The organism is Ruania albidiflava DSM 18029 (assembly GCF_000421225.1).
Taxonomy (GTDB): domain Bacteria; phylum Actinomycetota; class Actinomycetes; order Actinomycetales; family Beutenbergiaceae; genus Ruania; species Ruania albidiflava.
The window spans coordinates 297,850-309,680 of the sequence record NZ_ATWL01000002.1; the positions used below are offsets into that span (position 1 = coordinate 297,850).

The 11,831-nt window shown below is 72.2% G+C and carries 12 protein-coding genes; 11 read left to right on the forward strand and 1 reads right to left on the reverse strand.

Going from position 1 to position 11,831, the window contains the following annotated elements:
- From K338_RS0103800 to K338_RS24280, 4 genes are all read left to right on the forward strand, one after another.
- Positions 1-1,542, forward strand: a complete 1,542-nt coding sequence (locus K338_RS0103800) for a YifB family Mg chelatase-like AAA ATPase (protein WP_027286398.1) — start codon at positions 1-3, stop codon at positions 1,540-1,542.
- Positions 1,535-2,698: a DNA-processing protein DprA gene (gene dprA / locus K338_RS0103805; RefSeq protein WP_022916855.1), complete on the forward strand. Its 1,164-nt coding sequence runs from the start codon at positions 1,535-1,537 to the stop codon at positions 2,696-2,698. Before K338_RS0103800 ends, dprA begins: the two co-directional genes overlap by 8 nt.
- 126 nt (positions 2,699-2,824) lie before the next feature.
- Positions 2,825-3,775: a tyrosine recombinase XerC gene (locus K338_RS0103810; RefSeq protein ID WP_022916856.1), complete on the forward strand. Its 951-nt coding sequence runs from the start codon at positions 2,825-2,827 to the stop codon at positions 3,773-3,775.
- Between the two features lie 99 nt (positions 3,776-3,874).
- The gene (locus tag K338_RS24280) at positions 3,875-4,666 is read left to right on the forward strand and encodes a class I SAM-dependent methyltransferase (RefSeq protein WP_022916857.1); all 792 of its coding nucleotides are present in this window, start codon (positions 3,875-3,877) and stop codon (positions 4,664-4,666) included.
- Between the two features lie 10 nt (positions 4,667-4,676).
- Here the strand turns inward: K338_RS24280 and K338_RS0103820 are convergent, their stop codons facing one another.
- A complete protein-coding gene (locus tag K338_RS0103820; RefSeq protein ID WP_022916858.1) occupies positions 4,677-5,279 on the reverse strand; it encodes a M23 family metallopeptidase in 603 nt (200 codons plus the stop codon).
- 365 nt (positions 5,280-5,644) lie between these two features.
- Between K338_RS0103820 and rpsB the strand changes: the two genes are divergently transcribed.
- From rpsB to K338_RS0103855, 7 genes are all read left to right on the forward strand, one after another.
- Positions 5,645-6,691 carry a 30S ribosomal protein S2 gene (gene rpsB, locus K338_RS0103825; RefSeq protein ID WP_022916859.1) on the forward strand — a complete coding sequence of 349 codons (1,047 nt, stop codon included), beginning with the start codon at positions 5,645-5,647 and terminating at the stop codon, positions 6,689-6,691.
- Positions 6,692-6,720: 29 nt separating this feature from the next.
- A complete protein-coding gene (gene tsf / locus K338_RS0103830; RefSeq protein WP_022916860.1) occupies positions 6,721-7,560 on the forward strand; it encodes a translation elongation factor Ts in 840 nt (279 codons plus the stop codon).
- A gap of 144 nt (positions 7,561-7,704) precedes the next feature.
- The gene (pyrH, locus tag K338_RS0103835; RefSeq protein WP_022916861.1) at positions 7,705-8,460 is read left to right on the forward strand and encodes a UMP kinase; all 756 of its coding nucleotides are present in this window, start codon (positions 7,705-7,707) and stop codon (positions 8,458-8,460) included.
- Complete coding sequence (gene frr, locus K338_RS0103840) at positions 8,457-9,014, forward strand: ribosome recycling factor (protein ID WP_022916862.1); 558 nt, start codon at positions 8,457-8,459, stop codon at positions 9,012-9,014. Before pyrH ends, frr begins: the two co-directional genes overlap by 4 nt.
- An 8-nt stretch (positions 9,015-9,022) precedes the next feature.
- Positions 9,023-10,060: a phosphatidate cytidylyltransferase gene (locus tag K338_RS0103845; protein WP_022916863.1), complete on the forward strand. Its 1,038-nt coding sequence runs from the start codon at positions 9,023-9,025 to the stop codon at positions 10,058-10,060.
- Between the two features lie 17 nt (positions 10,061-10,077).
- A complete protein-coding gene (rlmN, locus tag K338_RS0103850; RefSeq protein WP_022916864.1) occupies positions 10,078-11,229 on the forward strand; it encodes a dual-specificity RNA methyltransferase RlmN in 1,152 nt (383 codons plus the stop codon).
- Positions 11,230-11,282: 53 nt separating this feature from the next.
- Positions 11,283-11,828 (forward strand): DivIVA domain-containing protein, encoded by a 546-nt coding sequence (locus tag K338_RS0103855; RefSeq protein ID WP_022916865.1) that lies wholly within the window; start codon positions 11,283-11,285, stop codon positions 11,826-11,828.
- The last annotated feature ends 3 nt before the right edge of the window (positions 11,829-11,831 follow it).

Here is an 11,831-nt window from a genome sequence, read left to right on the forward strand (position 1 = left end):
CTGCGCGCCGCCCGCGCACTGTCCGTGGCCGTGGTGGGGCTCGAAGGGTTGCTGGTGGAGGTGGAGTCCGCGTTGCACCAGGGGCTGCCCGGTGTGCAGCTGATCGGCCTGCCGGACACTGCTGCCGCGGAGGCCCGCGAACGGGTCCGCGCCGCCGTGATCGCCACCGGGCTGACCTGGCCCAGCCTGCGCCTCGTGGTCAACCTTCGCCCCGCGGACGTACGCAAGTCCGGTTCGGCCTTCGACGTCGCCGTAGCGGTCGCAGTGCTGCTCGCCGCCGGCCTGGCCACCGACCGGCGTGCCGAGAACCGGGTGCACCTCGGCGAGCTCGGCCTGGACGGCACAGTGCACCCGGTGCACGGAGTGCTGCCGGCGGTCGCTGCCGCCGTGGCGGCGGGGCACCCCGAGGTGGTGGTCCCCAGCGAGAACGTGCCTGAGGCCGAGCTGGTGCCCGGCGCCCGGGTCACCGGGGTGCGGCACCTGAGCGAGGTGGCGCACGGCTACGGCGCCGAAGGGGTGCGGATGCTGCAGCCGGTCGCACTGGAACGCAGCACCCCGGCGCCGGTCGCCGAACCCGCCGCCAAGGACCTGGCCGACGTGATCGGTCAGGAACAGGCCCGGCACGCCCTGGAGGTCGCCGCCGCCGGTGGCCACCACCTGTTCCTGTCCGGCCCACCGGGAGCCGGAAAGTCGATGCTCGCCGCCCGGCTGCCCAGTCTGCTCCCAGACCTGGACGATGCCGCCGCTGTAGAAGTCACCACCGTGCACTCCGTGGCCGGCACCTACCGGTCCAGCAGCGGACTCATCCGCAGGCCCCCGTACGAAGCACCGCACCACACCGCCAGCAAGGCCGCCATCATCGGCGGCGGCAGCCGTACCCTGCAGCCCGGTGCCGTGGTGCGTGCACACCGCGGGGTCCTGCTGCTCGACGAAGCCGCAGAGTTTCCCAGGACGGTGCTGGACACGTTGCGCCAACCGATCGAGGAGGGGCAGGTGGTGCTGGCGCGAGCCAGCCAGCGGGCCATCTTCCCGTGCCGGGTGCAGCTCGTGCTGGCCGCCAACCCGTGCCCGTGCGGCTGGGCCAGCGGGAAGGCGCTGCGCTGCCGATGCACCCCGAAAGCGTTGCGGGACTACGCCGGCAAGCTCTCCGGACCGCTGCTGGACCGGGTGGACATCCGGGTGGACGTGGCGGCGGTGCCGCGGGCCCAGCTGCTCAGCAGCCGGAGGGGCGAAACCAGCGCCACGGTCGCCGCCCGGGTGGCTGCCGCCCGCGCCGCACAGGCCGAGCGGTGGAAAGACACCCCGTGGCGCACCAACGCCGAGGTGGATGGGCCCTGGTTGCGGGACTACACCGGCCGCATCGACCCGCACCTGCTCACCCCGTTGAAACGGGTGGCCGACACCCCCGAGCTGAGCATGCGCGGGGTGGACCGGGTCGTCCGGGTCGCGTGGACCCTGGCCGACCTGCACGGGCTGGAACACCCCGGGCCCGCCGAGCTCGGCGCCGCCCTGACGCTGAGGAATCGAGACCTTGATGCCTGACGACATCCCCTTCGACATCGCCGACGACCGGCTCGCCCGCGCCGCCTGGTCCCGACTCGCCGAACCCCGCGACGCAGAGGCCGGAGCCCTGCTCCAGGCGCTGGGCGCGGGTCCCGCGCTGGACTGGCTCGTGCGCGCCGCCAGAACCTGGGTCGACCCACCGGTGCTGGCAGCTGGCGCCCGCTGGCACACGGCGGCCCAGCGCTGGATCCCCCGTCTGGCCACCCTGGACCCGGTGCGGGAGCTGCAGGTGCTCACCCGTCGTGGTGGACGCCTCATCATCCCCTCCGACCCGGACTGGCCGGACGCCCTGGCCGACCTGGGCACCGACACCCCACCCTGCCTGTGGCTGCTCGGCGACGTGGACGTGCTGGCGCCGGTCGCGGTGGCCGTCGTGGGTTCTCGCGCCTGCAGCCCCTACGGTGCAGAGACCACCGGTGCGATCACCAGCGAGCTGGCTGCCGAGGGGGTGGCCATCGTCTCTGGTGGCGCATTCGGTGTGGACGCCGCCGCGCACCGCACCACCCTCGCCGGGGACGGTATGCCGGTTGCCGTGATGGCCGGCGGGCTGGACCGGTACTACCCGACGGGCAATGCTGCGCTGCTGGCCGAGGTGGCCCGGTGCGGTGCTGTGCTCTCCGAGGTGCCGCCGGGCAGCTCCCCGATGCGGCACCGGTTCCTGTCCCGGAACCGGCTGATCGCGGCACTCGCCGAGGTGGTCCTGGTGGTGGAGGCGTCCTGGCGGTCCGGGGCGCTGAACACTGCCGGACACGCCGCCGACCTGGGCCGCACCGTGGCTGCCGTACCAGGTCCGGTGACATCCTCCACGTCCGCCGGGTGCCACCGGCTGATCCGGGAGGGCGCTGTGTGCGTCACAGACGCGGCCGAGGTGCTCGAGCTGCTGCGGCCGATGGACGCAGCCGGCGGGCCCGCGCCACCGCCGGTCGCCGCCGGCCTCCTGGACGGCCTGGACCCCGCGCAGGCGATCGTGCTGGACGCACTCCCGGCACGTGCCGGCGCCGAGCTCGCCAGCCTGGTGCGCAGCAGCGGGCTCGCGGAGGGAGAGGTGCGCTCCGCGCTCGGGTTCCTCGAGCTGGCCGGCCGGGTGGAACGGGACGGTGTGCGCTGGCGCCGGGCCCGGCGCAGCGCCGCCTGACCCCAGGTTCGCGAACGTTCTGGTTTGCGGCCGCTGAACCGATTCACGTCGCGAACCAGAGCGTTCGGGACAGGGGAAGCTGCCTGCCTCCGCCTCGTGTGCCCCAGCTCGTGCCACCCTGGGGCCATGACCCGGGCAGAGGAGCAGCGTGACGCTGGGCTGCTGGACGCCTTCGCCGGCCACCTGGCCCTCCAGCGCGGACTGTCCGAGCACACTGTGCGCGCCTACTGCGGGGACGTGCTCACCCTCCTCGCGCTCCTGCCGCACGGCCCGGACGGGAACGCACCCGCCGACCTCGGCGCCCTCACCCTGGCCACGCTGCGCCGCTGGCTGGCCCAGGAGTCCGGCCGCGGACTGGCCCGAGCCACCCTGGCCCGACGGGTCGCAGCGGTGCGCTGCTTCACCGCCTGGGCCCAGCGCACCGGCCGGATCGCCACCGACCCCGGCGGGCGGCTGCTCTCCCCCGGGCCGGATGCCACCGTGCCGCAGGTGCTCACCGCCGAGGAGGCCGCCGCCGTGATGGACACCGCCCGGGAGCAGGCCGCCGCAGCAGGCACGCCCGCAGCCCGGGCGAGGGCAACCCGGGACTGGGCGGTGCTGGAGCTGTTGTATGCGACCGGGGTGCGCGTCGCCGAGCTGGTCGGTGCCGACGTGGGCGACGTGAACCTCGCCGAACGGCTGCTGCGGGTGCTGGGCAAGGGGGACAAGGAACGCATGGTGCCCTTCGGACGCCCGGCGAGCGACGCCGTCGAGCAGTGGCTGGCCGCACGCCACCACCTGCTCCCGCAGCAGACCAGCGACCCCGGAGCCCTGTTCCTCGGCGCCCGCGGCGGTCGGCTCGGGGCCCGCCAGGTGCGCGACCTTGTCCACCGCAGCACCGCACTCGCCGGCGTGCGCGACCTCGCCCCGCACGGACTGCGCCACTCGGTCGCCACCCACCTGCTCGACGGCGGGTCGGACCTGCGCTCGGTGCAGGAGGTGCTCGGGCATGCCTCGCTGTCCACCACCCAGCGGTACACGCACGTGTCCACCGAACGGCTCCGGTCCGCCTTCACCCAGGCCCATCCCCGCGCCTGACGGGTAGTCCGCCCGTGCCTCCGGGGCTGCACCGCAGGTGCTCCTGACCCGGCACAGGTCAGGGGTGCAGGCCACCGGCGGCTGGCTTAGGCTGGAGGCATGGCAACGATGCCCGCATGCTCCCCGGACGCGGCGGCTCGCTACGACCGGACCGCCGAGCCGCTGATGGCCCCGTTCGCTGCCGTGCTCGTAGACGCGGCCCAGGTCCGGCCCGAGGCAGCGGTGCTCGATCTCATCTGTGGTCCGGGGTTCGCCGCCCGGATCGCTGCCGAACGGGCCGGACCGATGGGCACTGTGGTGGGCGTGGACCACGACCCGGCCATGCTGGAAGTGGCCTCTGGCCATGGCGCCGGGTACGCGATCGAATGGCTGCAGGCGGCACCAGACCACCTGCCGCTGACCACCGACAGCATGGACGTGGTGGTCAGCCTGCACGGCATCGGCGCCCTGCGTGAGCCGCGTCCGGTGCTGACCGAGGCCCGTCGCGTGGTACGCGAGACCGGCTCCTTCGCGGCCACCGTGTGGTCACCGGTGGAAGCCAACCCGTACCTCGCGGCACACCAGCGCGCACTGGGAGAGGTGGGCGCCCAGGGTGGCCTGCAGGCGCTGCAGGACGCCACCGGGTACGGCAGCGACGAGCTGATCCACGACCTGCGCGGAGCCGGCTGGCACGAACCGGTCAGCCGCGAGGTCACCCTGCGCGTGCGACTGGCCGGGACCACGGCGGCCGCAGCAGAGCGGCTCCGCGGCATGCCGTGGGGTGCCCGGCTCACCCCGGACGAAGCTCTGGCAGCGGCCCGGTCGGTGCTCACCGCACTGAGCGAGTTCGCCGAGGCGGACGGGTCGTTGGTGGTGCCCTTCCGTGCCCAGCTGATGCATGCCTATCCCTGAGCCGCCCCGCTCAGCCTGGTGGATAGAGCCGGATCCTCACCTCCTGACCGACCAGCAGCAGCGGGTCGAGGTAGCGGTCTGTCCCCGTACGCAGACCCCAGTGCAGGCAGGCGGTCGCGCAGTGCGCTCCCGTGTCCACCAGCTGCCCGAGCACCGTTCCCGTCTCGACGGCGTCCCCCGCCTGGACCTGCGCCGTCACCGGCTCATAGGTGGTGCGCAGCCCACCGTCGTGCTGGATGGACACCACCGGCCGGCCGGCGACCTGCCCGGCGAAGACGACTGTGCCCGGCCCGGCTGCCCGCACCCGCGCTCCGGCCACGGCAGCCAGGTCCACTCCCCGGTGCCCGGGCAGCCACGGCTTTGGCGGTGGGTCGAAGACCTGCACCACCTGGGGCGGGTCGCCGGCCACCGGCCAGTCGTAGCCGGTGGCGGCGGGAGCATCAGCGGGTGGCGACAGCCACACCTGCCGCTCGATAGGGCCTAGCCCGGCGGTGGCACCGAGCGACCCCGCAGCCGCACCGACAGCCGGGCCGGTCAGCCCGGTCAGCACAGCCAGGGCGAGCACGACGCGAGCGGCTCGCCGCCCAGCAGAGGGTGGTAGGGCGGGTTCCATCCATCGAGTCCAGCAGAGGTGTGCGGGCACCCCGGGGCGACCCCGGGAGGGGGTGTGGACGACGAGGCATCGGCCGACCACCAGGTCCGCACCGGCCGCGCTCGCCAGCGGCTGCACCACTGCGATCCGGTACCATGTGCACTGCAGGTGGTGTGTCTTCGGGCATCCCGCCTGACATCGCGTGCGCACCGCCGGGGAACCCCGGGATCCTGCGGCGAGGTCCGGCACCTGGTGCCGGTGCCGTAGGTCGTGCGCACCAGGCATGGGCAGCGCCGGTACGGGCCGCCCAGAACACCAACCGAATCCGCCCGCGCCTGGTCGTGGGCACGAGCGTGTGGGCTTGCCCACACCAGGAAGGACGAGCCATGGCCGTCGTCACCATGCGCCAGCTCCTCGAGAGCGGCGTGCACTTCGGGCACCAGACCCGGCGCTGGAACCCGAAGATGAAGCGCTTCATCTTCACCGAGCGCAACGGTATCTACATCATCGACCTGCAGCAGTCCCTGCAGGACATCGACCGTGCGTACGAGTTCGTCAAGGAGACGGTCGCCCACGGCGGCACCATCCTGTTCATCGGCACCAAGAAGCAGGCCCAGGAGGCCGTCGCCGAGCAGGCCACCCGCGTGGGCATGCCGTACGTGAACCAGCGTTGGCTGGGCGGCATGCTGACCAACTTCGGCACCGTGAGCCGCCGCCTGCAGCGGCTCAAGGAGCTCGAGGAGGTCGACTTCGACGACGTCGCCGCCAGCGGGTACACCAAGAAGGAGCTGCTCATGCAGCGCCGGGAGCGGGACAAGCTGGCCCGCACCCTGGGCGGGATCCGGGACATGGCCAAGCTGCCCTCCGCCGTCTGGGTGGTGGACACCAAGAAGGAGCACCTGGCCGTCGCGGAGGCGCGCAAGCTGAACATCCCGGTCGTGGCGATCCTGGACACCAACTGCGACCCGGACGAGGTGGACTACCCGATCCCGGGCAACGACGACGCGATCCGTGCCGTCAGCCTGCTCACCCGCGTGGTCGCCGACGGCGCCGCTGAAGGTCTGGTCGCCCGCCACGGTGGTGGCGGCGCCGCTGGCAGCAGCGACGCCGAGCCGCTGGCCGAGTGGGAGCGAGAGCTGCTCGCGACCCACGAGCAGGAGAAGGCTGCTGCCGCGCCCGCCGGTGCGGAGAGCGCCTCGGGCGCAGAAGCCGTCCCGGCTGCCGAGGCTCCCGCCACCGACGCCGCCGCTGATGCCGCTGCCGCGGTCTCCCCGGCCGCAGCCGACGCCCCCGCCGCCGGCTCTGCACCGGCCGCAGAGGAGCCCGCCGCCGAGGCGGCAGCCGAGGCTGCTGCGGAGAGCCCGGCCACCGAGGCCCCGGCCCAGCCCGCTGCCGAGGCAGGGGCCAAGGACGCCGAGACCGCGCAGGACTGACCACCACCCGATCTGCGAGAGGATCATTGATGGCGAACTACACCGCCGCTGACATCAAGGCACTGCGCGAGCGCACCGGCGCCGGCATGCTCGACGTGAAGAAGGCCCTCGACGAGGCCGACGGCGACCAGGCCAAGGCCCTGGAGATCATCCGGGTCAAGGGCCTGAAGGGTGTGAGCAAGCGCGAGGCCCGTTCCGCCTCCGACGGCCTGGTGGCCAGCTCCATCACCGCCGACGGCGCCGGCCAGGTCGGTGTGCTGGTCGAGGTGAACTCCGAGACCGACTTCGTGGCGAAGAACCAGGTGTTCACCACGCTGGCCGACCAGGTCGTGGCCGCCGCTGTCACCTCCGGTGCGACCGACACCGAGGCGCTGCTCGCTGCCGAGGTCGAGGGCAGCACCGTGGCATCGCTCGTCGAGGACGCCGCCGCCACCCTGGGTGAGAAGATCGTGGTCCGCCGCGTCGCCCGGGTTGCCGGTGAGAAGGTGAGCGAGTACCTGCACCGCACCAACAAGGACCTGCCCCCGCAGGTCGGTGTGCTGGTGGCCAGCGACGAAGCGGGTGCTGCAGTGGCCCGCGACGTGGCGATGCACATCGCCGCGTTCTCCCCGACCTACCTCAGCCGTGAGGACGTCCCGGCGGAGAAGGTCGCCGACGAGCGCCGGATCGCCGAGGAGACCGCCCGGAACGAGAACAAGCCGGAGAAGGCGCTCCCGAAGATCGTCGAGGGTCGGCTGAACGGCTTCTTCAAGGAGGTCGTGCTGCTCGACCAGCCGTTCGCGAAGGACCCGAAGAAGACGGTCGGTCAGATCGTCACCGAGGCCGGCGGCACGCTCACCGGCTTCGCCCGGTTCCGCGTGGGCGCCTGAGCCGCGAGGCACCCTGGTGTGGCTCCGGTCCCGCGCGGACCGGGGCCACACCCGTACCATCACCATCAGCGGCGTGGCCGGCAGCGGTCACGCGCACCGGGTGCGCACGCACCCTGCCGTCCGCACCACTCTGGGAGGAAGCCGATGACCACTGCATCACCCGGCGCGCGCCGCGTCCTGCTCAAGCTCTCCGGTGAGGTCTTCGGCGGCGGCTCGGTCGGCCTCGACCCGGACGTCGTCGCCGCGATCGCCAAGGAGATCGCCACCGCCGTGCACTCCGGCGTGCAGGTGGCGATCGTGGTCGGCGGCGGAAACTTCTTCCGCGGCGCCGAGCTCTCCCAGCGCGGCCTGGACCGCGCCCGGGCGGACTACATGGGCATGCTCGGCACAGTGATGAACTGTCTGGCGCTGCAGGACTTCCTGGAGAAGGCGTCGGTGAACACCCGGGTGCAGACTGCGATCACCATGGGACAGGTCGCCGAGCCGTACATCCCGCTGCGCGCCATCCGGCACCTGGAGAAGGGCCGGGCGGTGGTGTTCGGCGCTGGCGCCGGCATGCCCTACTTCTCCACCGACACCGTGGCGATCCAACGTGCCCTGGAGACGCACTGCGACGAGGTGCTGGTCGGCAAGAACGGTGTCGACGGCGTCTACACCGCAGACCCGCGCACCGACCCGACCGCAGTGCGCATCGACCACCTCACCTTCGAGGAAGCCATCCGGCGCGACCTGCGCGTGGTGGACTCCACCGCACTGGCGCTGTGCCGGGACAACGACCTGACCATGCGGGTCTTCGGCATGGGCACCCCCGGTAACGTCGCCGGAGCGCTCCAAGGTGAGAAGATCGGAACTATCGTGACGTCCCAGCCAGTCCCCGAACCCACCAAGGAGCAAGCGTGATCGACGACACCCTTCTCGAAGCCGAGGAGAAGATGGACAAGGCCGTCGAGGTGGCCCGTGAGGACTTCGCCGGGATCCGCTCCGGGCGTGCCAACGCCGGCATGTTCGAGAAGATCGAGGTGGACTACTACGGCGCGCCCACCCCGCTGCAGCAGCTCGCCTCGATCACCATCCAGGAGGCCCGCACGGTGCTCATCGGCCCCTACGACAAGGGGGCGATGACCACGATCGAGAAGGCACTGCGGGAGTCCGACCTCGGGGTCAACCCTGGTAACGACGGCAACGTGATCCGCGTGGTGCTGCCCACCCTCACCGAGGAGCGCCGGCGTGACTATGTCAAGCTCGCCAAGACGAAGGGGGAGGACGCGCGCGTCTCCGTGCGCAACATCCGCCGCCGCGCCAAGGAGGAGCTGGACCGGATCGCCAAGGACGGCGAAGCCGGTGAGGACGAGGTCGCCCGTGCGCAGACCGAGCTGGACGGTCTGACCAAGAAGCACACCGACATCATCGACTCTCTGCTCGCCGGCAAGGAGAAAGAGCTCCTCGAGGTCTGAGGCGCCCCATGCCCGCTGACACCCCTAGCTCCGAGCCCGGTCCGGGCGGCACCGCTCCGGCGACCTCTCGCCGGGCTCGTCGGGCGGCAGAGCGGGCGGCCCAGCTGGAGGCCGAGCTGGCCGCTGAGCAGGAGGTGGTCAGCACCGGCCAGCTGCCGCTCGGCGAGGCGGAGCTGCCCGCCCAGCCGGCCGAGCAGGCCGAGCCGCGCGAGCTGCTCACCGAACCAGGAGCCACCTCACGTGCGGGTCGGAACCTCCCGGTGGCGATCGCGGTCGGCCTCGGTCTGGGCGCTGCGCTGCTCGCATCGTTGTTCTTCCGCAAAGAGATCTTTCTCGCCCTGGCGGTGCTGGTCTGCATCGGCGGTCTGTGGGAGCTGGACCGCGGCCTACGCACCCGGGACATCCGGCTGCCGCTGCTGCCGCTGGCGGTGGGCACTGTCGGCATGCTCGTCTCCGCCTACACCGCCGGCATCGAAGCGCTGCTGGTGGCGTTCGTGCTCACCGCGGGCGGGGTGTTCGTCTGGCGGGTGGTCGACGGCGGCGGAGTGGCGGCGCTGCGCGAGGCCACCACCGGTATCTTCGCCGCCGCCTACATCCCGTTCCTCGCCGGCTTCCTGACCATCATGCTCTCCGCCGACGACGGCCAGTGGCGGGTGCTCATGCTCATCGCCCTGGTGGTGGCCAACGACACCGGCGGCTACACCGCAGGCGTGCTGTTCGGCCGGCACCCGATGGCACCCAGCGTCAGCCCGAAGAAGTCCTGGGAAGGAGCCGTCGGTTCGCTCGTGCTGGCCGTCGCAGTCGGTATCGGGTTCGCACTCTGGCGCCTGGACCTGGACTGGTGGGCCGGTGCGCTGCTCGGGGTGGCAGCCGTGATCGGCGCAGTCTTCGGTGACCTGGCCGAGTCGATGCTCAAACGGGACCTGGGCATCAAGGACATGGGCACCCTGCTGCCCGGCCACGGCGGCATCCTGGACCGGGTGGACTCCATCCTGCTGGCGGCCCCGGTGGTGTTCGCCCTGATGCTCGTGCTGGCACCGACATGAGCGAGAATGGCCCCACGATGACTTCTCAGCCCCAGGTCCTGCCCGGCCATGCGCCAGACGCCGGATCCCGCCCGCAGCTGTCCTTCGCCGTCCCGCGCCGCGGGAAGCCGCCGCGGCACCTGGCCGACCTGACCCTGCCCGAGCGGGCCGAGGTGCTCGCCGAGCTCGGCGAACCCGGCTACCGGGCCAAGCAGCTGTCCACGCACTACTTCGCCCACCTCTCCCGCGAAGCGGCCGACATGACGGACATCCCGGTCACCTCCCGGGCGCAGATGACCGACCTGCTGCTGCCCGACCTGCTCCGCGAGCACCGCCGGCTCACCTCCGACGACGGTGCCACGATCAAGACGTTGTGGACGCTGTTCGACGACGTCAAGGTGGAGTCGGTGCTGATGGCCTACCCGGGCCGGGCCACTCTGTGCGTCTCCAGCCAGGCCGGCTGCGGGATGGCCTGCCCGTTCTGCGCCACCGGCCAGCAGGGTCTCACCCGGAACCTGTCCACCGGCGAGGTGATCGAGCAGGTGCGTCGTTCGGCGGTGATGTGTCGTGACGGCGAGCTGGCCGGCGGCCAGCGGCGGCTGACGAACGTGGTGTTCATGGGCATGGGGGAGCCGCTGGCGAACTACAAGACGGTGATCGGCGCGGTGCGTCGGATGGTCGGGCCACCGCCCGAGGGGCTGGGCATGTCCGCCCGACACATCACCGTCTCCACGGTCGGGCTGGTGCCGGCGATCCGCAAGCTCACCGCCGAGGCCATCCCGGTCACGCTGGCGCTGTCCCTGCACGCCCCGGACGACGAGCTGCGATCGGAGCTGGTGCCGATCAACACCCGCTGGTCGGTGGCCGAGGCGCTGGACGCAGCCCGGGCCTACTTCGACGCCACCGGGCGCCGGGTGAGCATCGAGTACGCGCTGATCAAGGACATGAACGACCACGCCTGGCGGGCGGACCTGCTCGCCACCGAGCTCCTCGAGCGGGGCAGCGGCTGGGTGCACGTGAACCCGATCCCGCTCAACCCGACCCCGGGCTCGATCTGGACAGCGAGCGAGAAGGACGTGGAAGCGGAGTTCGTGGCACGCTTGCGTGCTGCGGGCATCCCCACCACTGTGCGGGACACCCGCGGCAGCGACATCGCCGGCGCGTGCGGGCAGCTCGCCGCCCAGGAGTAGCGGCGGCACCGTGGCCGCGCACAGAGTCGGACCGATCGAGAGGACGAGGGCGGATGGCAGACCTGTTCCCCACAGTCAAGGGCTGGGGCAGTGGGTATGACCGGCAGGAGGTCGAAGACTTCTTCGACCGCGCCCGCTCTGCCTACGAGGACGGCTCCGAGGACATGGACGCCGGGGACGTACGTGCCGTCGCCTTCGAGCTGACCCGCGGCGGGTACGACCCTGCTGCCGTGGACGCGGCGCTGGACCGGCTGGAGGCGGCGTTCGTGCAACGTCGCCGTGCCGACCACATCGCCGCCCACGGTCAGGAGCACTGGATGGAGCAGGTCGCCGAACGGGCCACCACGCTCTACCCGCGGCTGGTGCGGCCCACAGGTGAACGCTTCGCGCCCCCGCGCCGCGGCCGAGGATACGAGGCGGCGGCGGTGGACGCAGTGCTCGACAAGCTCGTGGACTACTTCGACGCCGGCGCCCCGCTGACCGCCAGCCAGGTCCGGGCGGTGACGTTCCCAGCCGCGCGCGGCTCGCGTGCCTATGCCGAGGGGCCGGTGGACGCGTTCCTGGACCGCGCGGTGGACGTGCTGCTGGCAGTCGAATGACCC